The following is a 26,521-nucleotide window of genomic DNA, read 5'->3' on the forward strand; positions in this document are numbered from 1 at the left end:
CCGCAGTCACGAGACCTCCCCCGCCAGGGGGAGGTCTTTTGCTTTGGTAGCTCGTTACTTGCTGCTGATTTCAAGGCCGCAGACCGCAAGCCTCGGGTGACGGCTTGCCGCAGCGGAAGCCGGAACCATCCTCAGCACTGCCCGTTGACCGGCATCCAAACACTGGAGGACAGGATGGATTGGAACCGCGTTGAAGGTAACTGGAAGCAGTTCAAGGGCAACGTCAAAGAGAAGTGGGGCAAGCTCACCGACGACGATCTCAACGTGATCGAAGGCCGCCGCGACCAGCTCGAAGGCAAGCTGCAGGAGCGCTACGGCTACGCCAAGGACCAGGTCCGCAAAGACGTCGACGACTGGTTCTCGACCCTTAAGTGATCGACATCACAGCTCGACACGCGAAGCCCCGGCGAGAGCCGGGGCTTTTTGCTTGTCGGCAGTATCGAGATAACTGACGGCGATTCTGCTTTGCGGCGACCAAAGAAAAGGCCGGGCGATCGCCCGGCCGGATTGCTGACTTAGAACACCGCCAGATATTTCAACAGCGATACGACGCCGATGATGATGACGATGATCCGTGCGATCTGTTTGGCGCGGCCGTCCATCGGCAGCATGTTGATCAGATACAGCACCAAAATGACGACGAGAAATGTAATCAGAATTCCGATCAGAATGCTCATCTTCCTAGCTCCAACCCGCGGTCGCGCCGCACCGGATCAATCGCCAAGACGCTGATCAGTTCCAAATTCGGAACTAGCGTAACTTCCCATGAGAAATACCGCGCGGCAGACGCGCGGCTTCCCAACTGTTGGCAGCCGAGGGATTAGTCCTGAGCCAGCACTGGGACCTTGGAATAGCCGGCGCGGACGTGATCGGCGCCGGAGGCCGGGGCGAGCGCCACCTTGCCGTCGTTGCCGGAGGCGTTACGGGCTGCGACCATCAGGCCGTCCTTGCCGGCGATGATGTCGCCCTTGCGCACCGTCGGATCATCCTCGATCGAGATCTTGGCAAGGCCGAACTGGTCCTTGCCGTTGCAGGTGCAGCCGGCGACGATCTCGGTGCGGAATTTGAAGGCGTTCGGCAATTCGGAATACGACTTGCCGCTGGACGTGCGGGCGTTCTCGATCGACGAGCCGTACACCACCTTGGTGTCGCTCGACGGGCAGAAGCTGTTGCAGGTCTCGGCTTTGGTATCGCCGCCGCTGGACGAGATCGGGAAGTAGCGGCCGTCGCAGGTGCGGACGCAGTACGCCTGCCCGCCGGTCGAATAGGTGCGTGCGCTCGGACGTGACATCCGCTCACGGGTGTCCCGGCCATACCCATCGTCGGCGAACGGCAGCGCCGGCATCCGCGGCTGATAGCGCGGCGCCTGGAAGCCGCCGAACAGCGCCTGAAAGAAATCCTGCGCATGCGCCGGAGGCGTCACCACGGTCACACCCGCAAGTGCCGCGGCACCGATTCCGATGTGGCGTGAGGCGAGCTTGCGCATGACGGTCTCCGGCTGTCTGGCGTTAGTCGATCGACGAGGCTGAGATGTTCATGGCCTGCCGGCCGGGCCGCGGGGTCGCGCGCGCTTCGATCGGATGCGAGCCCGACTTCGGCAGCACCACGACGCGTGTCCCGATCCCGGCCCGGCTGAACAGGTCCTCGACGTCCTCATTGGTCAGCCGGATGCAGCCCGAGGAGACGAACTTGCCAATCGTCGAAGGATCATTGGTGCCGTGGATGCGGTACGCGGTGGAGCCGAGATACATCGCCCGCGCACCGAGCGGGTTGCCCGGGCCGCCGGCCATAAAGCGCGGCAGATAGGGCTGACGCGCAATCATCTCCGCCGGCGGCCGCCAGTCCGGCCACTCGGCCTTGCGGGTGATGGTCTGGACGCCGGCCCAGGTGAAGCCTTCGCGGCCGACGCCGACGCCATAGCGGATCGCCCGACCGCCGCCGAGCACGTAATACAAATAGGTGTTCGAGGTATCGATCACGATGGTGCCGGCCGGCTCCTTGCTCGGATAGCTCACCACCGTCCGGCGCAGCCGGTCATGGAGCTGCGCGTCCTCGTTCGCGTCGACCGCAACATCGTTATCGGCGGGTTCGGACGGCGCAATCACCGCCTCGTCGGATTCGAACGGGGCGAACTGTGGGGGCTGCGCCGCATAGCCGAGCGCCTGGGCGGCAGCCGGCGTCGCCGGAAGCGCAAGCGCGAGCAAAAGCGCAGCACCGGTCGCCGCCACCGAATTGAACGCGCGTCCCCGCTGCGGAACGCATGCAGACAGCATCGTGGTGATCATGGAGAGTCCCCGCTGTTAGTTGCGACGTCCGTTCGGCGTCGGCGAGAGAACGCGGTCCCGCTCCAGTCCGTTCCCATATCTGGTTCAAGCGATGCGTGAAGTCGTCAGCAGCGAGCCCGGAACCTTCTTGGTCGATCGTCGTTGCACGCAGCGGCAGTCTTCGATGGTTGCGCCGTCATCCGGCCCGCTCGCCGTCGACTTCCACGTCTCCACACATAACTCAGACGCTGGGTGGTCCATTGCGCGTACTTCCAGCCGAGCCTGCCGGCACGCCGCTTCCCGACAGCAAGGACGAGCGGCCGCCGCTGATCCGGCGCACCGAAGTCGTTGCGCTCGCTTTGGTCGCCCTGCTGGTGATCCTGCTGGTCGGCCTGCTGTACGTCGGAAAGCCATTCTTTTTGCCGATGGTCACCGCCTTCGTGGTCGGCACCATGGTGTCGCCGGCGGCGAGCTTCCTGGAGCGCTTCCGGATTCCCCGCGCGGTCAGCGCGGTGCTGATCGTGGCGCTGGGGCTCGGCACAGTCACCTTCATGATCGGGCTGATCTCGGCGCCGCTGATCGAGTGGAGCAGCCGGATTCCCGAGGTCGGCTCCCTGCTGCGCGAAAAGCTGCACGTGCTCGATCGGCCGCTGCAGATGTGGCGGCAGATCCAAAGCTCGTTGAGCGGCTCCGAAAGCCTGCCGCAGAGCTCGGTTCAGATGCCGAAGATCGACTGGGTGTTCGAATTCCTGTCCCCGACCCTGACCGAACTGCTGCTGTTTCTGGTCATGCTGGTGCTGTTCGTGGCGAGCTGGAAGGATCTCCGCCGATCGCTGGTGATGGTGTTCGCCGGTCGCGATGCCCGGCTGCGGACGCTGCGGATCCTCAACGAGATCGAAGGCAGCCTCGGCGCCTATCTGCTGACCGTCACCGTCATCAACCTGTGCTACGGCGCCGCCACCGGCCTGATCTGCGCCGCCGCGGGGATGCCGAACCCGGCCGGCCTTGGGGCGCTGGCCGCGGTGCTGAATTTCATCCCGATCATCGGGCCGTTCGTGATGTTCGTGGTGCTCACGGTGGTCGGCATCATCAGCATGCCGACCCTGGGAGCCGGACTGCTGGCCCCGTTGGGCTTCACGCTCCTGACCTTCTTCGAAGGCCACTTCATCACCCCCACCATCATCGGGCGGCGGCTGTCGCTGAACGCGCTGGCGGTATTCATCACCCTGGCGTTCTGGACCTGGCTGTGGGGGCCGATGGGAAGCTTCCTGGCCTCCCCGCTGCTGATCGTCGGGCTGGTGCTCAAGGAGCACCTGATGCCCGAGGACACACCGCAGCTTCCCGGCGGCGACTGAGGCCGGCACGCCGGCCTAACGCCCGCTGACCGCGAACGCCTCAAACGAAAACATCCGCCCCAGGGGCGGATGTCGGATGCTCTGTTGTCTGATGAAAGCGTTACGCGACGCAACGTCCCGGCTGGAGCTGCTTGGCAACCTCGGTGAGGACACTCACCACCGGCTCGCAGGCCACGATCCGCTTCGGCGCCATCGACGGCTTGGTGGTGGCCGCGGGCGCGCTCCCCGCCGCTCCATCGGCCTGCTCCTTGGGGATTCGGACGAGAACCGATTGGCCGATCAGCGTCACGGAAAAGGTCTGGCCGGGCTGCATATCGCCGCTGATACCAGCACGATCGGCTTTGCCCAAACGGTTGACATCTTGGGCCGCCGGTGCGGCGACTGACGCCTGATGCATCAGTCCGGCGTGACCGAGGTCTTCGCCGACAGCCAGTTGAGCCGCGCCAAGCGTTCCGGTGATAGCAATGGCGCCCAAAATTCCCCGCACGATCTGTGACATGGTATCTTGCCGCTTTGTTGTAGCTGGCGTTATGCCGCTTTTCCCTGTTGCGGCACCGCCAACTACGCGTTCGCGATGCACACAATGATTAATCGCGAGAGCGGCAAAGCGGTTCGATAACCATCGATCAACAGAGCGTGTTAACGTTTTTAGCAGTTGACGCGGAACGGTTTTTGCCTACCGGCGTTCATCCGGCGCCGGTTAAGTCCCCCTGCCCCGAAGCCGGCGATACAGGGCGCGGCTGTGTGATGCCAGCCGCGCCCTGTTTGATTCCGAAGGATCACGCACTCGCAAAAGCAAAACGCCGCCCGGCAGAGCCGGACGGCGTTGGTCGTTTTCGGCGTAATGGCGGAGTGATCAGGAAGCGACCGCGTTGGGCTTACGGTTGCGCGAGTTGCGCTGAAAGAACAGCGCCTGGCTGGCGACCGCTGAGACCATCGCAGGCTGAAACGGCTTGGAGATCAGGAAGGCCGGCTCAGGACGTTCGCCGGTCAGGAAGCGCTCGGGATAGGCGGTGATGAACACCACGGGCACTTCGAAGGTCCTTAGCAGTTCGTTAACCGCGTCGAGGCCGGAGCTGCCGTCGGCGAGCTGGATGTCGGCCAGGATCAGGCCGGGCTTCTTGGTCCGTGCCAGCGCGATCGCGTCGGCGTGGGTGCGGGCGACACCGATCACGTTATGGCCCAAGCCCTTGACCAAGCTCTCGAGATCCATCGCGATGAAGGTCTCGTCCTCGATGATGAGAACGTCGGTGGCGATCTCCTCGGCCATCTCCTTGCCGGCGGTCTCGACCAACTGACGGACTTCGGTGACCTCGGCCTGCAGTACGAAGGCGACTTCCTCTTCCGAAAAACCTTCGAGGGACAGCAGCAGAAAGGCTTGGCGGGGGAGCGGAGTGATCGCCGACAGGCGCCGCTCCGAAGGCATCGGCAGCGTCCGAACGTCGGATTCGTCGTTCAGGGCGACCGAGTTCCAAATCTGGGTAAACAAACGGAAAAGACCGGCCCGAGGACCGTGCCGCTCGTCGAGCAGGGCCGGATCCTGGAGCAGCGCCTCCAGCATGGCGCCTACGTAAGCGTCGCCGGAGGTCTGGCTACCGGTCAGCGCGCGCGCATAGCGGCGCAGCAAGGGCAAATGCTCTGCAACAACCTGTGATCTCGACATCCCCACTCCATCAGTCATTCGGCCATCGCCAGCGGCGGGCCGGCACCTCTGCGAGGGCAACTACGCCCGAGCGGGGCAAAAGTTCCATTCCCGTGTGGAACTTTCATGCCGGGATCGCATTAGGGTCCCGTGAACGGCGACAGATCAAGAAAACCCTCGAAGTTCAGGGGACTTGACCATGGGGAAAACATTGGATCAGTCATGCAAGAATTCAAGGCTCAAACCATGAAGAAGTCGGCTCCAGGCACTAAGGGAGGTCTCAACGCCGAAATCCAGGCCCGGATCGGACATCAATTGCGCGCGATGTACGACGACGTGGTCCGGCAAGGCGTTCCTGATCGGTTCGCGGAGCTGATCAAGAAGCTCGACGATCCGCAGCAGGCGGCCGAAGCGGCCAATGCCTCGGACTCGACCGCGACCGAAGGGAGGGACTAATGCCTCTCACCGATTCCCTTCGTGACGACATTCTCGCCGCCGTGCCGAGCCTGCGCGCGTTCGCCATCTCGTTGAGCGGCAACGCCGATCGTGCTGACGACTTGGTCCAGGAAACCCTGCTGCGAGCGCTCGCCAACATCGACTCGTTTCAGCCGGGCTCGAACCTGCCCGCGTGGTTGTTCACGATCCTTCGCAACCTGTTCCGCTCCGACTATCGCAAGCGGCGCCGGGAGGTCGAAGACGCCGATGGCAGCTACGCCAAGACCCTGAAGTCGCAGCCGGGGCAGACCGCACATTTGGAATTCGAGGAATTCCGCGCTGCGCTCGACAAGCTGCCGCAGGACCAGCGTGAAGCGCTCATCCTGGTTGGAGCCTCCGGGTTTTCCTACGAAGACGCCGCCGCGATCTGCGGTTGTGCGGTCGGCACTATCAAGAGCCGCGTCAACCGGGCCAGATCCAAGCTCAGCGCGCTGCTCTATGTCGACGGTGCTGAAGACTTCGGACCCGACGACACCGTCCGTGCCGTGATTGGCGGCAACGGCTGATCCACCGCCGACCCGGCGGGGATCGCTCGATCCAATGACGCATCGAGCGATCTCTGGCGCCGGTATCACTCCCCAAACACGATCCAAGCGGGGCTCCCCTCGCCAACAGACCGAGATCTGCCCGAGCATGCTTCGGCCAGATCCGGCTGTTTGCGTGCGAACTAGCGCGGCTGTTTCGGGGATTTACGGATCGGGCGCACCGGCGCAGTGATCTGCCCGGTGCGATCACGCTCGTTGACGTCCACGACAGTATCGAGCGGCGCGGTCAGCTCATAGACATAGCTGACGTCGGTGAAGTAGCGCTTCGACGTGCCGCCGAGCGCTTCGGGCGCCACGCGGTCGAGCAGGATAATGCCGAACTCGCTATCCGGACGCCGGGTCGCCGCACTGGTATTGAATTCTTCCCAGCGGAAATGAAACGTTGCGTCCTTGGCTTCGCCTGTGACGGTCCAGCTCGCAACCACCCGCGGGTGCTTGCCGACCACGGCCAAGCCTTCATCGGAATGCGACGCCAGCTCGAAGAACAGCAGAGACAGGCTCTGTGCCGCCCGCGCGCTGACCGCGATATCAGGACCGTCAACCTCGATGCGGTCGGCATGCGGGATTGCCCGTCCTTCGAACAGGCCCTTGAGCATCACGCCCTGCCACTGGCTGTCGCTGAGCAGCGACACGACGTTGGACATGGCATGAATCCGCCCGATCAGCAGCTCGCGCGCGACGTCGAGATCCGAGCCGTGGCGCAGCGTTCGGGTCACGATCGACTGGATCACCGCCAGAATATTCTTCACCCGGTGGTTGAGCTCGTCGATCACCGCAGTCAAGCGGCGCTCGAAACCAATCCGCATCTGGATTTCGCGTCGCAGCCGGATGTTGCTGTAGCTGACATAGCCGAACAGCCCGCAGACGATCAGCGTCAGCGCCAGACCGGCAAGCCCGATGATCAGCGCCATTTTCTGAGCGCGGTCATAGGGATCGATCTTCGGGTAATAGGCCAGCGACCAATCCCGATTACCGAAGGTCACGGTGCGAACGATGATCGGATTGGCTCCTTCGCGATTATCCACCCGCGAGGTGATCTCGCCGCTCTCGTCGGCGAGCAGTTCATAACCCTCGCGACTCGGATCCTTCAGCACCACCGAGAACAACGACAGATCGTCGTTGGTGAGCATCAGCGTGGCGAGCTTATAGGAGAAGGTGACGAAGCCGACGATGTCCGAGCTGTCGGTGTTCATCACCGGCGCCGCCAGAACGACACCGACCGGACCGCTGCCCGTTAGCGGCACCGGATCGGAGACGTGCGGCTGGCCCTCGGCCAGGGCCTGCGCAAAGGTACGGCCGAGCACCGGATCATGATCCAGCATCCGGCCGGTCAGCGCCATGGTCTCGGCGTTTCGCGGCTCGACATCCATCACGACGTCGAGCGGCACCGGGCTGCTCAGATCGAGCGGCTTGCCGTCATAGTCGCGCACGGTCGGATCGGGAAAACCAGCCTTGGTCAGCTCGGCTTCGGCGGCCGGCACTTCCTCGGGCTTCAGCCGTGCCACCCAGGTCGCCAGCACGAAATCGGTCTTGAAGGTGTAAATCGACGACCGCAGCGGCTGCAGCATGTCGGCCTTGATCACCGAGGGCTTGCGAAACAGGCCTGAAGCGACCCGGCCGAGCAGTTCGCGCTCGGTGAGGCGGTCCTGAACCTGGCTGGCATGGACGTCGATGGCCCGTCCGAGCGCAATGCGCTGGATCGCCGCTTCCTGCTCATAGACGCGGGATGCGGAAAAGCCTGAAAGCACCACCCCGATGATAGCGATCAAGCCGATGATGAAGCCAAGCCGAACCACGCTCTTACTCGTTGTCCGAGGCGGAGCGTCCGCCTCACCTATTCAACGTATCGAAACCGGCCCCACCATGAAGAAGCGTCGACCTGAGCGCAACTGAACGATCCTGGAGGACGGTCGGTGGGGCACGAATTCCAAGAGCGGTTCAACCACGCCCGGCCTGATTTCGTTCCCGTCCCAACGATCACGAAGTTGGTACTGCAGCGCACGCGGAGATACCGCAGCTAGCTGCGCCGGCGGAGGCTCAGGCCGACTGCCGCGGCGTCAGGCCCCCCTTCTCTTCAATAAAGCCGATAATGCGATCGAGTCCGTCGCTCTTCTTCAGATTGGTCATGACGAACGGCCGCGCGCCGCGCATTCGCTTGGCATCGGTATCCATCTTCTCCAGTGAGGCGCCGACATAGGGCGCCAGATCGATCTTGTTGATCACCAGGAGGTCGGACCGGGTGATACCTGGGCCGCCTTTGGAGGGGATTTTGTCTCCTGCGGCGACGTCGATCACATAAATGGTGATGTCGGCGAGTTCGGGCGAGAATGTCGCGGCCAGGTTGTCGCCGCCGGACTCGATCAGCACCAGATCGAGCCCCGGAAACTTGCTGCGCATCTCGGCCACGGCGGCGAGATTCATCGACGCATCCTCGCGGATGGCGGTATGCGGGCAGCCACCGGTCTCCACCCCGGCGATGCGGTCCGGCGTCAGCGAGCCGGAGCGCACCAGGAATTCGGCGTCCCACTTGGTGTAAATATCATTGGTGATCGCCGCGATGTCGTAGCGCTCGCGCATCGACTTGCAGAGCAGGTCCATCAGCGCAGTCTTGCCCGAGCCCACGGGGCCACCGATGCCGACGCGGAGAGGGCCGTGATGATCCGACATATGGATTTCCGGTAGGAGATCTGAGGAAAGCAGCCACGCGGCGCAAAACCGATCAATCGTCACCGCGAGCCGGAAATAAGAACGATGCGGCAAGAGATTGCAAGCCGTGAGCAGCGCCGCGGCGTCATCGCGCCGGACTCAAACAACCGCCTACATCCTTAGTCGGCGCCCTATAGGTCGCAGCAGCTGGCTGCTTACGCCGCTGCGGACTGATCTTTCGAGGAATATCCAGCGTCCTTGGCTTCTTTCCGCGGCTTTGCCTTGGCGGCAGCGGGCCCCTTCTTGGTGATCTTGCCGTAGCGCAACAGCATCGCGCGCTCGGCTTGGCGCGCCGCAACCTTCTCGGCGAGCATATCGGTCGCTTCGTCCCGCAAGGCGGCGAGTTCTTCGATGCTCAGGAAGTCGAGATCGATCTTGGCCATTGGTGCCCGCTTCAACTTTCGCGCTGGGCTACCGAGTACCGCTTTCACCGCAACCAACCGTACGATTTATCCACCACCGCAGCCCGTTGGCGGCGATTTCGATTGACGCCCCTGATCAGCGCTCCCAATGATGAATTTTAGGAAGAGCAATGACGACGCCGCAACTGCCAAACTCCGAGTCCGCTGATTTCAGCGAAAGCAGCAGCCTGGATAATGGCTCTGAGGACGCGGCTGCGGCGGGCATTCAGACCGGGGCTCGCGGAAATACCGAGTTCCAAACCGACTCACGGGCGCAAATACCTCCGGCGACCCAACACTCCGAGGCTGAAGTGTCTCGTCCTGAAACGATTGCATCGCGAGAACGCGAAGAGATCGCGAAACGCATTGCAGCCTTCCGAAATCTGCAGATCAGCCTGAAGCAAGAGCGCGAGGACTATTACGAGCGCACGCTCGCCCGCACTCGCGCCGCACTCGCGCCAAACGCGAAACAGCCGCGCTGATCAATCGCATTCAACTGTTCTCGTCGCGCTGATATCTCGCCGGCGCCCCCCGATACGCCTTTGGTTGGATGGATTGCGTAGCCCGCGCACACTAAGCGCGACCACGTCCCACCGCGTTATTCGCGACAAATCGTCTCCATCAGCAGCACCGACCCTCGGAAATACACGGCTGACGGGCACCGATTTGCACTCTTGGGTGGCAAGTTTCCACTTTGCGAGAAAACCCGGCACGAACCGGGCCGGTGTAGTGATTTGCAGCAGTTTGACCGGTGTCAACGAGCCAAGACATCGACAAAACGGCGATAGTCACTACGCGCGAGTACCTAATTTCGCCAAATTGCCAACTACACACACTTAAACTAATGCTAACCGAAGCCGCCTCGATCAGTTCGAAATTCTCAATTTCCGAATTGTCGGCACGGAATGGGTGTAGTAGAAGGGCGCTTCACTAAAGGAGCCTACGCGTGGCAAAGAAAGCGAAAGCAAAGACTGCGAAGACCGCAGCGAAGTCGAAGAAGGCCAAGAAGGTCGTGACCAAGGCCGCGGCGAAGACCGCTACCAAGGCCAAGGCCGCCAAGAAGGGCAAGATCACTCGCCGCGAGTACACCAAGGAAGACATCAAGGAGTTGAAGGCGCATTCGAAGGCGCGCACTCCGGTGGCGGAAATCGCCCGTCTGACCAATCGGACCGTCGGCTCGCTGCGCCAGAAGGCGCTGAAGCTCGGTATCGGCCTCGGCCACCAGCGCTGAGCCTGAACGCGCAACTCGCGAAGCGATAACGACTGCCGACCTCCGGTTACGACCGGATTAATCGGACCTCAGTCGCGCTTCGCGAGTGGCGCATCGGCCTTCTTTACCCAGACTTTATTATCGTGAAACGCCGCACCGCCGTGCGGCGCGATTGATTCTGCGCTGGTCAGAACGTTAATTCCACGTCCGCCGCGATGAGCCCGGTTCGGAAACACTGATTCGGCGATCAAGACGCCGCGCCGCAGTCCGCTGCTGAGCCGGACCGTCAGCATCGTTTCTCCCCGGGCATTCCCCAGCATCACCAGGTCGCCCTCACCGACGCCGACCTCGGCAGCATCGGCCGGGTGCATCATCACGTTGGGCTCGCCTTCGCGTGCCTGAGACGACGGCGTCTCGTTGAAGGTCGTGTTGAGGAAGCTGCGGGCCGGGCTCGTAGCAAGCCGGAACGGATGCTGCGCATCGGCCTGTTCGGTCACCGCCCAGTGATCCGGCAGGCTTGGCATCTCCTGCCACGGTCCCAGCCGCAGTTTGCGCGCGAGGTTGACGTTACCCCAGTCGACCCGGAAGTGAAACTTGCCGTCCGGATGCCCGAAACCGTCAAGGAAGTGAGAGGCGCGGAAATCCGGCTGCAGATCGCGCCAAAGATCGGCCTCGAGCTGCTCGATGCCGCCATGGCCGCTGGCTTTCAGCGTCGTATCGATGACCTCCCGCGGCGTCATCGCGAACGCCGGATGATCGACGCCGAGCCGCTGCGCCAGCCCCTGGAGCACCTCGTGATTGGAGCGGCATTCGCCGGGCGGTTCGACCAGCCGGGCGCCGACCGAGATGTGCTGATGGCCGCCGCCGTAATACAGGTCGTCGTGCTCCAAGAACATCGTCGCCGGCAACACGATATCGGCCACCAGCGCGGTCTCGGTCATGAACTGCTCATGCACCGCAACGAACAGATCTTCGCGGGCGAAGCCGGCGCGGACCAACTCCTGCTCCGGCGCGACGGTCATCGGATTGGTGTTCTGGATCAGCATCGCCTTGACCGGCGCGCCGCCATCCAGCGCCTCGGCATCACCGGTGAGGATGCGACCGATCTTGGACTGATCCAGTACCCGCGTCGCCGGATCGAGCTGATCCAGCCCCTCGATCAAAGTCTTGTCGAAGCCGAAGATCGCGCCATTGTTGAAGAAAGCGCCGCCGCCTTCGTGCTGCCACGCCCCCGTCACCGCCGGAATACACAGCGCGGCGTGCATCTGCGCGGCGCCGTTGCGGCTGCGGGTGAAGCCATAGCCGAGCCGGAAGAAGCTGCGCTTGGTGTGGCCCACCGCATGCGCAAATGCTTCGATCTCCGCCTCCGGCACGCCGCAGATCGCAGAGGCCCATGCTGGCGTCCGCGTCTTAAGATGCGCTTCGAGGTCGTCCGGACAGTCGGTGTAGCGCGCCAGATAGCCGCGATCCGCGAGCCCATCGCGAAACAGCACGTGCATCACGCCGCAGGCGAAGGCCCCATCGGTCCCCGGACGCAGGATGATCCGGATATCGGCCTGCTGCATCGTCTCATTATCGTAGATATCGATGGCCGCGATCTTGGCGCCACGCTCTTTGCGGGCCCGAGCGGCGTGGGTCATCACGTTGACCTGGGTCGAGACCGGATTAGTCCCCCAGATCACGATCAGATCCGACTTCGCCATTTCCCGCGGATCGACGCCGGCGACCTTGCCGACACCGGCCGCAAAGCCCGCCCAGGCGACATTTGCGCAGATCGTCGAGTAAAACCGCGAGTACTTTTTGACGTTGGCAAGCCGGTTGATGCCGTCCCGCATCACCAGCCCCATGGTGCCCGCATAGTAATAGGGCCACACCGACTCCGCGCCGAACTCCGCCTCGGCGGCATCGAACCGCGCTGCGATCTCGTCCAGTGCCTCGTCCCAGGAGATGCGCGCAAATTGTCCGGAGCCCTTCGGACCGATACGGCGCATCGGATAGGTCAGCCGGTCGGGATGATGGATGCGCTCGGCGTAGCGGGCGACTTTGGCGCAGACGACGCCGGCCGTGTAGGTCTGCCGCTTCGAGCCGCGGAGCCGGCCGATGGTCGAGCCGTCGATCACTTCGACGTCGAGTGCGCAGGCCGAGGGGCAGTCGTGCGGACAGGTGGAATGGCGGATGTCGATCGCGGCACGCTGGTTCATATGCGAATGGTTAGCACGAGTTTTCCCGACTGAGAACGGTACCGGACCATTGCGCGTGCGGTGGCGGACGCCAGCGACCTGCAACCTTTTGAGCTTTCGGCCGTTATGCCGGCACAACAGGGACGTACGACATGCATCCGGCACAGCACATCGAATTCAACCGGTTGGCTCAGGAAATGGCGGCTTGGCGCGCCGTTCCGGCGGACGACCGGTCTCCGGCTCCGGGCTGGTGGTGGGGACCGGCGATGGCGCTCCGCCACGCCAGACAGCCGCTGTCGCCGGAAGATTGCCGCAAGTTCGGCCTGCCGCTCGGCGCCTCGTTTGCTGACGCCGGAAATAAAGTGATGGCGTTTCTGGCTGCCCAGCGCTCGCTGACGCGCCCCAGTGAATTTCCGAAGCGCCGCAGCAAGCATCGCCCGATCAAGATCGCGGGCTTGTACGCGATGGCGGCGGAATAAGCGCCTTTAGCGTTTTACACGTTCTCTTCCACCGACACGTCGGCCTGCCCCTCGAGATCGGCGATCTCGAGGTTGAGGTTACGGCCGGTGCGGCCTTCGACAATCTGGTTGATCTTGCGTGCGATGCTCGGTTCGCGAGTAATCAGCGCCCGCAGATCGGCGCCATCCAGGACCAGCAGCCGCGTTCGCGACACCGCCTTCACGGTCGCCGAGCGCTCGACCCGCTTCAGCACCGCAATCTCGCCGAAGAAGTGTCCGGTGCCGAGCCGGATGCGGCGGCCCTTGTCTTCAGGACCCAGCTCGATCTCCACGTCACCTTCGGCAATGAAGTACATCGCGGTCGCGGGCTCACCGCGGCGAAACACCACTTCGCCCCGCTCGATCTGCCGCGCCTGCAATAGCTGCATGATGTGGGCGATGTCGCCGGCCGTGAGATGGGAGAACAGCGGCACCCGCGCCACCATGCTCCAATTCACGATGAAATCGCGCCGGTGGATGACCTCGGAGAACGCATTGGCGACGATGCCGACCGGCAACGCGATCATGATCAGGCCGCAGATGATGGTGGCGGCGGCGATCATCCGGCCGACTCCGGTCGCCGGCACAACGTCGCCATAACCGATCGTGCTGAGCGTCACGATCGCCCACCACATCGCGTCTGGAATGGTGCCGAACTTCTCGGGCTGCACGTGCCCCTCGGCAATATGCATCGCGGTCGCCGAGACCAGAGTGGCACAGGCCAGGATCACGAGGCAGGCCATCAACGCCCGGCGCTCACTCTCCAGCACTTCCAGCAGCGACCGCATGCCCGACGAATAACGGGCGAATTTCAGCAGCCGCAGCATCCGCAGGATGATCAAGACCCGCAGGTCGTCCGGACCGAACAGCGCGATCCAAAGCGGCATCACCGAGATGCAATCGACGATGCCCTGCGGGCTGACCATGTAGGCCCACGCAGCGCGCAGCGGGCTCATGTGGTGGTACGGCAGATGCTCGGGCGCGATCCAGATCCGGATGTAGTATTCGATCGAGAACACCACCAGGCACAGCAACTCCAGCGCCTGGAACAGCCGGCTGTAGTCGTCGCGCATCGCCGGCACCGACTCCATCACCGTGATCCCGACGCTGAGCACGATGAAGAAGACGATGAAGCGATTGACGACGACGCCCATGCGCGAGGTCTGCGCCTGGGATTCAAGAATTTCGTAGAAGTAATGCCGGGCTCGAAGATAGGCCGGCGTTTCGTCGCGCATCGGTAGCCTCGGGTGGGATTCCGGGCGGATGCGCGGCCGAAAGTGAAGCGTTTCAGGCCGCGGCGAGCGCGTCGAAGCGTTTCGGGTCCAGCACGCGTACCCCGTCCGGAACGATCACGATCAGTTTTTCCCGCTCCAACTTGGTGAAGGTGCGGCTTACGGTTTCGATCGTCAGGCCGAGGAAATCGGCGATATCCTGACGGCCCATCGGCAGGCTGACGGTTTTGGTGACGCCTTCCAGCCGGGCCAGACGATCGCGCCAACCGACCAGGAAGGCAGCGACCTTCTCCTCGGCCGAGCGGCGGCCGAGCAGCAGCATCTGATCCTGGGCAAGGCTGAGTTCGCGGGTGGCGAAGTCGTTCATGCGGAGCAACATCTGTGGGCGATTTTCGATGAAGCGCAGGAACGGACCGCGGAAGAACTTGCAGACGGTCACGCCGCCGATCGAGTCGGCCGAGAAGGAGTAGCGGTTACCTGGTGCCATTCCGAGGAAATCGCCGGGAAGCGCAAAGCCGATGATCTGGCGACGGCCATCGGGCAGCAGCTTGTACAGGCGGGCGATTCCTTCGATCAGGCTGTAAACCGAATCAGCAACTTCGTCCTCGGAGAACAGCGCTTCCTTCGGTCCATAGCGGACATGCTGGGCAAGACGTTCGAACTCTTCGTGGTCGGCAGGGCCGAGTTCGCCACAGATCGCCAGCCCACGCACCGCGCAGTGCGTCTCACAGCGAAATCCCTCGCAAGTCGTCGTCGGATAAGCGAGATGCGGCATCCATCACTCCATGCGGTCGCCAGACTGAACTCTCCTGGCGCGCATCGCCGTCAACTGACCGCCCATTCTGCGCCAGAAGAGTTAATATGTCGGCAATTCGTCAAGGCAGCTTGACACAGATCAAGGTCATGACACGACCGTCATGCATCGTGCAAGTCGTTGTTTGGCGACCTGTTTTTACCGACCGGGCGGCTCATGGGACGACTACTTGCCTGCACGGCGATCCTGCTAATTGTGGCCAGCCAAGCGGCGGCCGCCGCGACTCCGTCGGAGCGCCGCGGGCACAGCTTCGCCAAATCACACTGCGCTCGCTGCCACGCCATCGGCCGCAGCGGTAAAAGTCGGCTCGAACAGGCCCCGCCGTTCCGTACGCTTCACACGCGCTATCCTGTCGAGACGCTGGCAGAGGCGTTTGCTGAAGGTATTTATACCGGCCACCCGCGGATGCCGGCGTTCGAACTCGATCCGGACCAGATCAACGACCTTTTGTCGTACCTGAAGACCTTGGAGCGGTAATCGGCCTGCCCGGGGGCGTCGAAGCCGGCTCTGTGTCGGCGTGACCGGCTGCGAGCGCCTGCGCTGCCCACGGCACCAGCTCCTTGGCGATGGTATCGAATGACTTGTCGAACGCGGTGACGGCCGCAGCCGGTTCAGGCTTGTCGAGCGGCGTCGCCTGCTGAAACAGCTTGGCCGCAACCAGCTTGCCTTCCTTGTCGATGATCTTGGCGCTGAACGCGATCTCAGCGCGAAGCGCATCCGCTTCACCGATCACCTGAAAACTCCTGATGTCGGTCAGCAGTTGATAGTCCGGCTGCACGGCATCGTTCGGGCGCATCGGGGCGTGGGCGATGTCGTAATTCTCGAAGCTCTGGATCAGCTTCTCCTGCAGCATCTTCGGGAGGCTGTCGCTCCACTGCGCGCCGGCAAAGGCCGGAACGTCCAGACCGGGCGCCAGCAGCATCTTCTGGCTGTCGAACAGCACCACCGTATTGGATTCCGGAATGGTGAGCTGCGCCTTGAGCGGCGGCGACGGCGGCGGGAAGCCGGTCGCGGCCGACAGGTCGTACACCACCTTCTTCACCACCGGCTCGTTCGCCCCGGTCATCCGTTCAACGCCGCCGAGGATGCCGTCGAGCTTCTCGGTCTTCCCCGCCAGCCACTCCGAGAACGTCTTGAAGTTGGCGATGGTGTCTTTCAGCGGACCGGAGTTTTCGCCGAGCACGGTATCGACCTTGCGCAGCGCCTCGCGGGCAGCCTGGGTCATGCTCATGCCGGCTCCCGGCTCGGCCACCAGCGTGGTGGCGATCGCCGAGCCGCTGAGCTGCTTGCCGCCTTCCAGCGCCACCACCGGCACGCCGGTCAGGCCCTGGAAGTCCAAGCCGACCTTGGTGTCCGGACGGACCGGCGTCGACGGCGCCACCGCGATGGTCGCATCGACCCGCCGCGGATCATCGGAAGCGAGCGACAGCGCCGTGACCTCGCCGACGCGGATGCCGTTGAACAGCACGGCGGCGCCGACCAGCAGCCCCGGCACCGGATCGCGGAATTGGACGTGGTAGCTGGTGCGCGCACCGACGCCCGAAGTGTTGTGCAGCCAGAACACGAAGCCGAACACCGCAAAGATCGCCGCGAGTACGAACGCACCGACGATCACGAAAGGAGCACGAGTTTCCATGGCGTGGCGTCCTAGTCCTGTCTGGGCTGGAGCATCGCCGAGCGCTTGCCGTGGAAATAGGCCCGCACCCAGGGATGTTCGGATTGCAGCAATTCGCGCATCGGCCCCACCGCCACGATCTTGCCGTCGGCCAACGCCGCGACGCGATCACAGACGACGTTGAGGCTGGCGAGGTCGTGGGTCACCATGAACACGGTGAGCCCGAGCGTGGTTTGCAGGGTCTTGATCAGTTGATCGAAGTCACCGGCCGCGATCGGGTCGAGGCCGCTGGTGGGTTCGTCGAGAAACACGATCGAAGGATCGAGCGCCAGCGCGCGCGCCAGCGCCACACGCTTGGTCATGCCGCCGGACAGCTGCGACGGATACTTGTCCCAATCGTCGGGCGCGATGCCGACCATCTCCAGCTTGGCGGTGGCGATCTCGTCCTGCAGCTTCTCCGACATGTCGAGCATCTCGCGCAGCGGGAACTGCACGTTCTGCCGCGCGGTGAGCGAGGAGAACAGAGCGCCCTGCTGAAACAGGATGCCCCAGGTCGCCGCCACCGCCCCGCGCGCCCGGCCGAAGCCGCGCTCGGTATCGTGGCCCATCACTTCGATGTGGCCGCTTTGCTTGGGGATCAGCCCGATGATGGTGCGCATCAGCACCGATTTGCCGCCACCCGAAGCGCCGACCAGTCCGAGGATTTCACCACGGCGGACATCGAGCGACAGATGATTGAGCACGGTCTGCCGGCCGAACCCGACCACGAGGTCGGCGACGCGGATGGCGTAGAGTTGAGCGAGCGCGTCCATCGCTACATCCCGATCGACGCGAAGAACACGGCGAACAAGCCGTCGAGCACGATCACCAGAAAAATCGACTTCACGACCGACGTGGTGGTCTGCAGGCCGAGCGACTCGGCACTGCCCTTGACCCGCAGGCCCTCGCTGCAGGCGACGATGCCGATCACCAGCGCCATGAACGGCGCCTTCCACATCCCGACCTGGAAGGAATTGAGCGACACCGCCTCATGCAGCCGGGCGATGAATACCGAGGGCTGCATCCCGCCATAGAACCACGCCGTCAGCAGGCCGCCATACAGCGCCGCCATCGAACCGATGAAGGCCAGGATCGGCAGCGCGATCACCAGCGCGATGATCCGCGGCAGGATCAGCACCTCAACTGGATCGAGTCCCATGGTCGAGAGCGCGTCGATCTCTTCCCGCATTTTCATCGAGCCGAGTTCGGCCGTATAGGCACTCCCCGACCGGCCGGCGACCATAATCGCGACGATCAGCACGCCGATCTCGCGCAGCACCAGGATGCCGACCATGTCGACGACATAAGAATCAGCACCGAACTTGCGGAAGTGGAAGATGCCCTGCTGGGCGATGATCGCGCCGATCAGGAAGGTGATCAGCACCATGATCGGGATCGCCTGCCAGCCGACCCTGTAGACCTGGTAAGTCAACGAGGTCAGTCGCAGCGAGCGCGGTCGCCGCAGCACACCCAGCAGCGCGGCACCCAGGGCACCGAGCATTTCCAGAAACACCGCAATATCGGTAGTTGCGCTCCAGGCCGACCGACCGATTTCGTCGAGCTTCGCGATGATCGGATTAGGCTTCGGATGCGGGGTCGGCCCACGACGATTGAGCTGCCGCACCTCATCGATCAGCTCCGCGTAGCTCGCGGAAATGCCTTTGAACTGCGCGGTGCGGCCAGCCTGTGCAGCGCTGCGCGACAGCTTTTCGAGCACCCAGGCGCCGATCGTGTCGATCTCGCCGATCTCCGCCATATCGATGGTGAGCGACTTCGCCGCCGCGATCTGAGGAGCAACGTCGTCAGACAATTGCTCCATGAATTTGCTGTTGGTCGCGGTCCAAGCCCCTTTCGGCTTGAGCTCCAGCGTATCGCCATCGGTCTTGGCATTCAGCACAGGCGCGAGGCTCACGGCTGGTCCCATCCGGTCTCGAAGGCCAGCATGCGCTGCTCCGTTTCGATTCGCCCCGACGCGTTGCAGCGCACAGTTTGCGTCGTGTACCGCGATTGATGCAAATCAATTATGCCGCTTCTGCTCTGCGTCAGCATCCTGCGCGATGCCAGGAGCGAAACAATGACCAAAGCTACGCCCTCCGCAATCCTCAACACCTCGTTGCCGGCGTGCTTCCGCCAGATCAGGCTCGAACTCGCACGAGAACCTGGACATCCTGAAGGCGAAGCGAACATCGCCTATGTGATCATCGCTCCGCTCAACGGCGATGACCGAATCGACGCCGAAATCTGGAAGAAGCACCGCGAAGCCTGCCGTGTGGCGCGGCAGCGGCCACATCAGCCGGACAACCTCGGTCACCTGGTGCACCGTCCGGGTGGATCATGGGCATTTCAATATGACAGTGCCACGAAACTGCCCGACGAAGCCGGCTATCACTTCGCCGACGAACGTTTCGTCCAGGGCGAGTACGTGTCACTGCGCGAGGAAGGTGACATGCACACTTTCCGTGTGGTCTCGGTGAACCGGCTCTAGCAAGCACGGCAGAGCTTCATAACGAGGGGGCGCTCTCAGGCGACACTGTCGTCACGCCGATCTGGCGGCGCGCGCGGCTTCTTCGGTCAGCGGTAACCGAACGTTAAGGATGTCCGGCTCGGACGCATCGGTTTTGGCTTCGAAGCCGAGATCGCGGCACATCCGCAGCATCGCGGTGTTCTCGCGCAGCACCTGGCCGCAGACATAGTGCAGGCCTTCGGAACGGGCGTATTCAATGATCAGTTTCATCAACGCCCAGCCGAGGCCTTTGCCCTTCAGGTCGGAGCGCAGCAGGATCGCGTATTCGCCGCTCTCATAGATCGAGTCCGAGTGAATGCGGACCACGCCGAGCATTTCGCCGGTGATTTCGTCGAACGCTACGAACGCCATCGCGCGGGCGTAGTCGATCTGCGAGAGCCGGGCGATGAAAGCGTGGCTGAACTCCTTCATCGCCGCGAAGAACCGCAGCCGCAGATCCTCCGGCGTGACGTGCTTGAGGAATTCGTGGATCGCCGGCTCGTCGTCCGGACGGATCGGCCGCGCCAGCACGCGCCAGCCGTCCTTCACTGTCAGATGCCGCTCCCATTCGGTCGGATACGGCTTCACGGCGAAGTGCGAATTGCCGAGGCCGGCGAATTTGCGCTCCGGCGGGCGCACCACGACGCGGGCGTCGATCGCCACCACGCCGCTTTCATCGGCGAGCAACGGGTTGACATCGAGCTCGCGGATCTCCGGCAGGTCGGCCGCCATCTGCGACAGTTTCACCAGCGTCAGCGCCACCGCACTCCGCTTCACCTCGGGCACGTCGCGATAGGCACAAAGCAACTTGGAGACACGGGTACGCGCGATCAGCGACTCGGCGAGCGGCAGATCGAGCGGCGGCAAAGCCAGCGACCGGTCGTCGATCAGTTCGACGCCGGTGCCGCCCTGACCGAACGCGATCACCGGACCGAAGGTCGGATCGTCGGCAATGCCGATGGTCAGCTCGCGCGCCTTCGGGCGCAGGATCATCGGCTGCACCATCACGCCTTCGAGCCGCGCGTTGGGGCGCAGCTTGGCGGCGCGCGCCATGATTTCGTTCACCGCAACGCGAACCGCTTCGACGCTGGTGAGATTGAGCACTACGCCGCCGATATCGGACTTGTGCGGGATGTCGCGCGACAGCACTTTCACCACTACGGTGACGCCCTGCGACAGGAACGACGACGCCCATGACACCGCTTCCTCGGCATTGGTGGCCGCCAGCGTCGGAATCATCGGGATCTGATACGCCGCAAACAGACCGCTGATCTCCAGCGGATCGAGCCAGGTGCGGCCTTCGCGCAGCGCCTTCTCGACGATCGCGCGGGCCGTCTCGGTGTCGGGGTCGAAATCCTTCGGCAGCGATGGCGGCACTTCGGTGAGAAGCTGCACCGCCTCGCGATAGCGCACCATGTTCATGATGCTGCGAACCGCGTCGTCCTCGGTCGGATAGTTCGGGATTGAGGCGGCGTCGAAGGCATGGGTGACCGCCTCCTCGGCGCCGACCCAGACCGCAAACACCGGCTTGAACAACGTGCGACGAACCCGCTCCTCACCAACCACACGGATCACTTCGCGGGCGATATCCCGCGGCGACGCCACCGCGGTCTGCACGTTCATCACCAGGATCGCGTCATTGTCCGGATCGGAGAGCAGCATCGACAGCGTCGCTGCATAGCGCTCGGCGTCGGCGTCACCGGTGATGTCGATCGGATTGAAGCCGGACCACGAGGTCGGCAGGATCGCGTCGAGCTTCTTGTGCAGATCGGCCGACAGCGTCGCCGGCTCGCCGCCGAGTTCGGCCAGACGGTCGACCGCCAGAATGCCGATGCCGCCGCCATTGGTGAGAATCGCGACGCGCTTGCCGCGCGGCGCGCTGACGCGGCCGAGCGTCTCGGCACAGTCGAACAGCTCGCGCAGATCGTACACCCGCAGCATGCCGGCGCGGCGGAACGCGGCCTCGTACACTGCATCGGCGCCGGCGAACGCGCCGGTGTGGGTCGCGGCCGCTTTGGCGCCGTGCGCCATGCGGCCCGACTTCACCACCACCACCGGCTTGACCCGTGCCGCGGCGCGCGCCGCCGACATGAACTTGCGGGCGTCGGTGACGGCTTCGATGTAAAGCAGGATCGCGCGGGTCTCGAGATCGGCCGCGTAGAAGTCGAGCATGTCGGCGATATCGACGTCGAGCTGATCGCCGATCGAGACGATGCCGGAGAAGCCAATCTCCTTGACGGCCGCCCAATCCACCATACCGGCCGCAATGGCGCCCGACTGCGAGATCAGCGCCAAATTGCCCCGCCGCGGCATGTGGGCGGCGAAGCTGGCGTTGAGATTGACGCCCGGAATCATGATGCCGAGACAGTTCGGCCCGATCAGCCGGATGCCCGACTTGCGCGCGGCGCGATTCGCGGCTTCCGCATAGGAGCCTTTGCCGCGCCCCATCTCCGAACTGATGATGATCGCACCGGCCACGCCGAGTTCGCCGGCTTCGGCGACGACCTTGGCGACCGAGCGCGGCGGCGCCGTAATGACAATCAGATCCGGAACGAAGGAGAGTTCCGCGAGCGAGCCGACGGTCTTGATGCCGCCGATCTCCGGGTAGCGCGGATTGACGACTCCGATCTGCCCCTTAAATCCCGCCTCGCGCAAATTGGTCAGAACGGCGCGGCCAAGAGAGGCCGGCCGCGGACTGGCGCCGACGACCGCCACGGCTCCGGGCGACAGCAGGGTGCTCAATCGATAGGTCGACATCTCACCTCGACACCGGACGGCCGGCCGCGAACGGCAGCCGTCGCACGATCCGGAATCTGCGCGGGAAAGGTGTACGACAGTTGCTGCAACAATCCAATGTCGGCTTGGCGCGACGGAGGGACGCGTACTGCTCGCGCAGTTAGCGTACCTTGGTGAAGGTCGCCAGCGCCTTGATGACGTCCTCGCGCGAGATGATACCATCCAGCTTGCGATCGGCGTCCAACACCGGGATGCTGCGGGTCTGATGTTCGACCATCAACTGCAACACCCGGGTGAGCTTGGTATCGGAGTGCACGTAGAGGAAGTCCCCCGACATGATGTCGCCGACGGTCCGGTTCATCAGGTCGTCGTAATGCGGCAGCATCTGGGTTGGGTGGAACGCAAAACAACTCAAGAAATCGTACTTTGTCACCATGCCGATGACACGCTGGTCCTCCACCACCGGATAGGCGTTGAAGTCGTCGTGTTCGAATTTGTCCTCCAGCTCGCGCATGGTCAATTCGCGCGACACGGATTTCACCGCTCGCGTCATATGGTCGGCAACGGTTGCCTCTAGAAACTTATACAAGACCGGACCCAATCACTCGGAATTTTCGCCAACGATTTGTGGCGACCCAATGGCGGCCCTGCTAATCGTCGTTGGTGTGCAAATTGACCGCAGCTTTGGCGAATTGAATTGATCAAGGTCAAACCACCGGCAATTCGGGGCGCCGCTTGTTTTTCCTACAACAATGCTCATGATCTGCCCGCCCGGATTGCGCAATCGGGATGCAACGTGATCCATCCTCGGACAGTTCCGCAGCCGCCTAAGTAGTAGTCCCGATGTCCGCCCCAGACGCCACCTCCGCCGCGCCCCAGCAACGAGACGTCTTCGACTTCCTGGGCCGTGGTGCCGGCGACACGCCCGTGGTGCAGATCGACACCCATGGCGCAGCGGTTTTTCTCGAAGGGAACCGGCGCTGAAGATCAAGCGCGCCGTCAAATTCCCATTTCTGGATTATTCGACCCTCGCCAAACGAAAGATCGCCTGCGAGCAGGAGCTCGCAGTCGGCCGCCGATTCGCGCCCGCGATCTATCGCCGTGTCGTGCCAATCACACGCACTGACAAGGGTGCGTTACAGATCGGCGGCGACGGGCCCGCGGTGGAATGGGCCGTCGAGATGATGCGCTTCGACGACAGCGCCACGCTGGATCATCTCGCCCGCGCCGGTTCGCTCGGCCCCGAGCTGATCGACGCCGTCGCCGATGCGATCGCCGCCTCGCATCAGGCCGCGCCTTTGGCGGCGACTGTGCCTTGGGTCGCATCGATCGAACCGATCCTGGCTGACGACACCAACGAGCTTGCTGCAGGCGGTTTTGCTGCAGCCGACGTTGCGATGCTCGACACGAGCAGTCGCGATGCGCTCGGCCGGCTGCGTCCATTGCTGGAGCAGCGCGGTGCCGCAGGCTTCGTTCGCTGGTGCCACGGCGATCTGCACCTTGCCAATATCGTGGTGATCGAGGGCAAGCCGACGCTGTTCGACGCCATCGAGTTCGACCCGGCCTTCGCCTCGGTCGACGTGCTGTACGATCTCGCCTTCCCGCTGATGGACTTGCTGCACTACGGCCACGGCAGCGACTCCGCACAACTTTTGAATCGCTATCTCGCGGTGACGAGCGCGGACAATCTCGATGCGCTGTCGGCACTGCCGCTGCTTCTGTCGATGCGCGCCGCGATCCGCGCCAAGGTGATGCTGGCACGGCCCGCCGCCAATGAGACGATCAGGCAAGCCAATCGGGCGATTGCCGAATCCTATTTTGATCTGGCGCTGCGGCTGATCGCGCCGCCACCGCCCCGGCTGATCGCGGTCGGCGGGCTATCCGGCACCGGCAAATCGGTGCTGGCTCGCGCTCTCTCAGGCCACGTCCCGCCCCTGCCCGGCGCCGTGGTGCTGCGCTCGGATGTGGCCCGCAAACGGCTGCACGGCGTCGCCGACACCGAGCGGCTCCCGGCAACAGCCTACACCGCTGAAGTGACGGAGGCGGTGTATCGCGGTCTGGCCGAGCGCGCCGCGCATATCTTGAAACAGGGACATTCGGTGATCGTCGATGCGGTGTTCTCCAAGCCCGAGGAGCGCCACGCGATCGAAAGCGTTGCGACCGGGCTCGGCATCCCGTTCCACGGCCTGTTTCTCACTGCCGATCTCGCCACGCGGATCGCACGGGTCGCCGGCCGCACCGGCGATGCGTCCGATGCGACGCCGGAGATCGTCCGGCAGCAGCAAACCTACGCGCAGGGCGTGGTCGGCTGGACCACGATCGACGCCGGCGGCACGCCGGCCGAGACGCTGTCGCGGGCGCTGGCGGCGCTGCCGCAGGCCGCTCAGGTCTGCAGCACGTAGCTCCCGGGCGCGTCCGGCAGGGCGCCCGGATCGACGTCCGGCAATCCGATGCGCGGCGGCGCAACCGGTTCGCCGGAACGGGTGCCGAGCCAATGCACCCATTCGGTCCACCACGAGCCTTCGGCATGGGGCGCCTGCTTCAGCCAATCGTCGGGCCCGACATACGGACCATCGGCTTCCTTGGTCATCACTTGATAACCATGCGCCTTCGGGGATGGCGGGGAGACGATGCCGGCGTTGTGGCCACCGCCGGTCAGACAGAAGGTGACATCGGCATCGGCCAGCAAATGGATCTTGAACGTCGACCGCCACGGCGCGACGTGATCGCGCTGCGTTCCGACCACGAAGATCGGCGTGTGGATGTCGGACAGCGCGATCGGCCGGCTATCGACGGTGTAACGGCCCTCGGCCAGATCGTTGTCGAGGAACAGCTTGCGCAGATATTCCGAGTGCATCCGATACGGCATCCGCGTGGCATCGGCGTTCCAGGCCATCAGGTCGTTCGGCTCGGAGCGCACGCCCATCAGATATTCATGCACCAGCCGCGACCAGATCAGATCGTTGGAGCGCAGGATCTGGAACGCGCCGGACATCTGCGTGGTGTCGAGCACGCCGCGATTCCACATCATATCTTCGAGGAAGGCGACCTGGCTCTCGTTGATGAACAGCGTCAGCTCGCCGGCTTCGGTGAAGTCGGTCTGGGCCGCGAACAGCGTGATCGATTTGAGCCGGCTGTCGCCGTCGCGTCCCATCGCGGCCGCCGCGATCGACAGCAGCGTGCCGCCGAGGCAATAGCCGACCGCATGCACAGGCCGTTCCGGCAGGATCGCGCCGATCGCGTCGAGCGCCGCCATCACACCGAGCCGGCGATAATCTTCGAGCGAGACATCGCGATCCGCGGCGGTCGGATTGCGCCACGAGATCATAAAAACGGTGTAGCCGTGATCGGTGAGATACTTCACCAACGAATTGTGCGGCGACAGATCGAGAATGTAGTACTTCATGATCCAGGCCGGCACGATCAGGATCGGCTCCGGTCGCACCGTCTCGGTGGCGGGCGCGTATTGGATCAGCTCGATCAGTTTGTTGCTGTACACCACCTTGCCCGGCGTCACCGCGACGTCCTTGCCGACGACGAAATCGTGCTTCGGCTCGTGCGCCATCAGTTCGAGCAGATCTTCCCACCAGTTGCGGAAGCCGTCGGCGAGATTGCGCCCTTCGGTCGACACGGTCCGGCGAAGCACTTCCGGGTTGGTGAGGGCGAAGTTCGACGGCGCCAAGACGTCGAGCATCTGCCGGGTCGCGAACTCGACGATCTTCTCGTTCTGCTCCGAGACGCCGCGAATGTTGGTGGTGGCGTCGTGCCACCACTGCTCGGCCAGCAGAAAGCCCTGCGCCATCAGGTTGAACGGCGGCTCGCGCCATTCCGGCGCGCTGAAGCGTCGGTCCTGCGGCTGCGGAGCAATCAGCGACCACGGCTCGGTCTGGCCGACCGAGGCTTCGGCGAGTTGCGTCCCGCGGCGCAGCGCATCGTTGACGAGATCCATCCGCTGCGTCGGCGCCCAGAACAGATGCGACAGCCAGTCGGCATAGGCAAGCGTCAGCGCCGTCGGCGACAACCCGCCGGTCAGCGGCGCCAGCGTCGCATGCAGGGTGCGGTCACTGTCGCTCGGGCCGAGGTGCCGGGCCGGCGGCTTGGGGGCGGGCGGTTCGGCAGCAAAGGGGGTGACCGGTGTCTGCAGCATCATGGCCTCGTACTGATACTTCGACGCACTCGAATATGCGGTCATTTGACCGGATTCGCAGCGGGTATTGCCACCGACATATAGGACGACGAAGATGTCATCGCTTAGTCACGCGTCCGTGGAATCCATTGAGGCTTGCC

General features: G+C 63.6%; 26 protein-coding genes and 1 pseudogene. 10 read left to right on the forward strand and 17 right to left on the reverse strand.

All coding sequences use genetic code 11. The features are described 5' to 3' along the window. Nucleotides 1–174 precede the first annotated feature (174 nt). Nucleotides 175–375, forward strand: coding sequence for a CsbD family protein (locus LRC39_RS21315; protein ID WP_107345818.1), 201 nt, complete (start codon nt 175–177; stop codon nt 373–375). 140 nt (nt 376–515) lie between these two features. On the opposite strand, the gene LRC39_RS21320 is transcribed toward LRC39_RS21315, so the two are convergent. The 3 genes from LRC39_RS21320 to LRC39_RS21330 form a co-directional block, all read right to left on the reverse strand. Next, entirely contained in the window at nt 516–677 is a 162-nt protein-coding gene (locus tag LRC39_RS21320) for a Thivi_2564 family membrane protein (protein ID WP_199851763.1), read from the reverse strand. Nucleotides 678–820: 143 nt separating this feature from the next. Further along, complete coding sequence (locus tag LRC39_RS21325; protein WP_346295564.1) at nt 821–1,486, reverse strand: DUF2865 domain-containing protein; 666 nt, start codon at nt 1,484–1,486, stop codon at nt 821–823. Nucleotides 1,487–1,508: 22 nt separating this feature from the next. After that, a complete protein-coding gene (locus tag LRC39_RS21330; RefSeq protein ID WP_346295565.1) occupies nt 1,509–2,285 on the reverse strand; it encodes a L,D-transpeptidase in 777 nt (258 codons plus the stop codon). A gap of 239 nt (nt 2,286–2,524) precedes the next feature. Here LRC39_RS21330 and LRC39_RS21335 point away from each other — a divergent pair, with 239 nt between their 5' ends. Continuing rightward, nucleotides 2,525–3,619: an AI-2E family transporter gene (locus LRC39_RS21335; RefSeq protein WP_205523377.1), complete on the forward strand. Its 1,095-nt coding sequence runs from the start codon at nt 2,525–2,527 to the stop codon at nt 3,617–3,619. A gap of 100 nt (nt 3,620–3,719) precedes the next feature. On the opposite strand, the gene LRC39_RS21340 is transcribed toward LRC39_RS21335, so the two are convergent. Together LRC39_RS21340 and LRC39_RS21345 are read right to left on the reverse strand one after the other, a co-directional pair. Then, entirely contained in the window at nt 3,720–4,118 is a 399-nt protein-coding gene (locus LRC39_RS21340; RefSeq protein WP_346295566.1) for a hypothetical protein, read from the reverse strand. 357 nt (nt 4,119–4,475) lie between these two features. Next, a complete protein-coding gene (locus tag LRC39_RS21345) occupies nt 4,476–5,282 on the reverse strand; it encodes a response regulator (protein WP_107345822.1) in 807 nt (268 codons plus the stop codon). Nucleotides 5,283–5,483: 201 nt separating this feature from the next. Here LRC39_RS21345 and LRC39_RS21350 point away from each other — a divergent pair, with 201 nt between their 5' ends. Together LRC39_RS21350 and LRC39_RS21355 are read left to right on the forward strand one after the other, a co-directional pair. Then, on the forward strand, nt 5,484–5,717 hold the full coding sequence (locus LRC39_RS21350) for a NepR family anti-sigma factor (protein ID WP_199851764.1): 234 nt from the start codon (nt 5,484–5,486) through the stop codon (nt 5,715–5,717). Beyond that, nucleotides 5,717–6,262, forward strand: a complete 546-nt coding sequence (locus tag LRC39_RS21355) for a sigma-70 family RNA polymerase sigma factor (RefSeq protein WP_011159760.1) — start codon at nt 5,717–5,719, stop codon at nt 6,260–6,262. The genes LRC39_RS21350 and LRC39_RS21355 overlap by 1 nt, the downstream gene beginning before the upstream one ends. Before the next feature lie 161 nt (nt 6,263–6,423). Here LRC39_RS21355 and LRC39_RS21360 read toward each other — a convergent pair whose 3' ends face one another. The 3 genes from LRC39_RS21360 to LRC39_RS21370 form a co-directional block, all read right to left on the reverse strand. Continuing rightward, nucleotides 6,424–8,097, reverse strand: coding sequence for a CHASE domain-containing protein (locus LRC39_RS21360; protein ID WP_346295567.1), 1,674 nt, complete (start codon nt 8,095–8,097; stop codon nt 6,424–6,426). Between the two features lie 241 nt (nt 8,098–8,338). After that, nucleotides 8,339–8,968, reverse strand: coding sequence for an urease accessory protein UreG (ureG, locus tag LRC39_RS21365; RefSeq protein ID WP_107345824.1), 630 nt, complete (start codon nt 8,966–8,968; stop codon nt 8,339–8,341). A 194-nt stretch (nt 8,969–9,162) separates the two neighbouring features. Continuing rightward, on the reverse strand, nt 9,163–9,390 hold the full coding sequence (locus tag LRC39_RS21370) for a hypothetical protein (RefSeq protein ID WP_346295568.1): 228 nt from the start codon (nt 9,388–9,390) through the stop codon (nt 9,163–9,165). Between the two features lie 149 nt (nt 9,391–9,539). Here LRC39_RS21370 and LRC39_RS21375 point away from each other — a divergent pair, with 149 nt between their 5' ends. Both LRC39_RS21375 and LRC39_RS21380 read left to right on the forward strand, forming a co-directional pair. Continuing rightward, nucleotides 9,540–9,890: a hypothetical protein gene (locus LRC39_RS21375; protein ID WP_346295569.1), complete on the forward strand. Its 351-nt coding sequence runs from the start codon at nt 9,540–9,542 to the stop codon at nt 9,888–9,890. 464 nt (nt 9,891–10,354) lie between these two features. Beyond that, nucleotides 10,355–10,639: a hypothetical protein gene (locus tag LRC39_RS21380; RefSeq protein WP_011159765.1), complete on the forward strand. Its 285-nt coding sequence runs from the start codon at nt 10,355–10,357 to the stop codon at nt 10,637–10,639. 68 nt (nt 10,640–10,707) lie between these two features. On the opposite strand, the gene LRC39_RS21385 is transcribed toward LRC39_RS21380, so the two are convergent. Next, nucleotides 10,708–12,819: a molybdopterin-containing oxidoreductase family protein gene (locus tag LRC39_RS21385; protein ID WP_346295570.1), complete on the reverse strand. Its 2,112-nt coding sequence runs from the start codon at nt 12,817–12,819 to the stop codon at nt 10,708–10,710. Nucleotides 12,820–12,950: 131 nt separating this feature from the next. Between LRC39_RS21385 and LRC39_RS21390 the strand changes: the two genes are divergently transcribed. Then, nucleotides 12,951–13,277 carry a hypothetical protein gene (locus LRC39_RS21390; protein WP_346295571.1) on the forward strand — a complete coding sequence of 109 codons (327 nt, stop codon included), beginning with the start codon at nt 12,951–12,953 and terminating at the stop codon, nt 13,275–13,277. Between the two features lie 14 nt (nt 13,278–13,291). On the opposite strand, the gene LRC39_RS21395 is transcribed toward LRC39_RS21390, so the two are convergent. Together LRC39_RS21395 and aadR are read right to left on the reverse strand one after the other, a co-directional pair. Then, the gene (locus tag LRC39_RS21395; RefSeq protein ID WP_264074520.1) at nt 13,292–14,530 is read right to left on the reverse strand and encodes a cyclic nucleotide-gated ion channel; all 1,239 of its coding nucleotides are present in this window, start codon (nt 14,528–14,530) and stop codon (nt 13,292–13,294) included. Nucleotides 14,531–14,582: 52 nt separating this feature from the next. Further along, nucleotides 14,583–15,302 (reverse strand): transcriptional activatory protein AadR, encoded by a 720-nt coding sequence (gene aadR, locus LRC39_RS21400; protein ID WP_011159769.1) that lies wholly within the window; start codon nt 15,300–15,302, stop codon nt 14,583–14,585. A gap of 195 nt (nt 15,303–15,497) precedes the next feature. Between aadR and LRC39_RS21405 the strand changes: the two genes are divergently transcribed. Next, entirely contained in the window at nt 15,498–15,818 is a 321-nt protein-coding gene (locus tag LRC39_RS21405; RefSeq protein ID WP_346297537.1) for a c-type cytochrome, read from the forward strand. Here LRC39_RS21405 and LRC39_RS21410 read toward each other — a convergent pair. From LRC39_RS21410 to LRC39_RS21420, 3 genes are read right to left on the reverse strand one after another with little or no spacing between them, the layout of a single operon-like run. Continuing rightward, on the reverse strand, nt 15,778–16,977 hold the full coding sequence (locus tag LRC39_RS21410) for an ABC-type transport auxiliary lipoprotein family protein (RefSeq protein WP_346295572.1): 1,200 nt from the start codon (nt 16,975–16,977) through the stop codon (nt 15,778–15,780). The two genes, LRC39_RS21405 and LRC39_RS21410, sit on opposite strands and share 41 nt — an antisense overlap. An 11-nt stretch (nt 16,978–16,988) precedes the next feature. Next, nucleotides 16,989–17,768 carry an ABC transporter ATP-binding protein gene (locus tag LRC39_RS21415; protein WP_107345830.1) on the reverse strand — a complete coding sequence of 260 codons (780 nt, stop codon included), beginning with the start codon at nt 17,766–17,768 and terminating at the stop codon, nt 16,989–16,991. 2 nt (nt 17,769–17,770) lie between these two features. Next, a complete protein-coding gene (locus LRC39_RS21420) occupies nt 17,771–18,919 on the reverse strand; it encodes an ABC transporter permease (RefSeq protein ID WP_164571883.1) in 1,149 nt (382 codons plus the stop codon). 150 nt (nt 18,920–19,069) lie between these two features. Here LRC39_RS21420 and LRC39_RS21425 point away from each other — a divergent pair, with 150 nt between their 5' ends. Then, nucleotides 19,070–19,480 carry a hypothetical protein gene (locus tag LRC39_RS21425; protein WP_346297538.1) on the forward strand — a complete coding sequence of 137 codons (411 nt, stop codon included), beginning with the start codon at nt 19,070–19,072 and terminating at the stop codon, nt 19,478–19,480. 51 nt (nt 19,481–19,531) lie between these two features. Here LRC39_RS21425 and LRC39_RS21430 read toward each other — a convergent pair whose 3' ends face one another. Together LRC39_RS21430 and LRC39_RS21435 are read right to left on the reverse strand one after the other, a co-directional pair. Then, on the reverse strand, nt 19,532–22,255 hold the full coding sequence (locus LRC39_RS21430; RefSeq protein WP_264053325.1) for a bifunctional acetate--CoA ligase family protein/GNAT family N-acetyltransferase: 2,724 nt from the start codon (nt 22,253–22,255) through the stop codon (nt 19,532–19,534). Nucleotides 22,256–22,394: 139 nt separating this feature from the next. Next, nucleotides 22,395–22,823, reverse strand: coding sequence for a CBS domain-containing protein (locus LRC39_RS21435; protein ID WP_199851765.1), 429 nt, complete (start codon nt 22,821–22,823; stop codon nt 22,395–22,397). 254 nt (nt 22,824–23,077) lie between these two features. On the opposite strand from LRC39_RS21435, the pseudogene LRC39_RS21440 reads away from it, so the two are divergent. Next, nucleotides 23,078–24,636: pseudogene (locus LRC39_RS21440) on the forward strand (AAA family ATPase). Here the strand turns inward: LRC39_RS21440 and LRC39_RS21445 are convergent. Continuing rightward, the gene (locus LRC39_RS21445; RefSeq protein WP_430624951.1) at nt 24,618–26,384 is read right to left on the reverse strand and encodes a PHA/PHB synthase family protein; all 1,767 of its coding nucleotides are present in this window, start codon (nt 26,382–26,384) and stop codon (nt 24,618–24,620) included. The pseudogene LRC39_RS21440 and the gene LRC39_RS21445 overlap by 19 nt on opposite strands. Between the last annotated feature and the right edge of the window lie 137 nt (nt 26,385–26,521).

Origin of the sequence: Rhodopseudomonas sp. P1 (assembly GCF_039642825.1) — a bacterium.
Lineage (GTDB): Bacteria > Pseudomonadota > Alphaproteobacteria > Rhizobiales > Xanthobacteraceae > Rhodopseudomonas > Rhodopseudomonas palustris_H.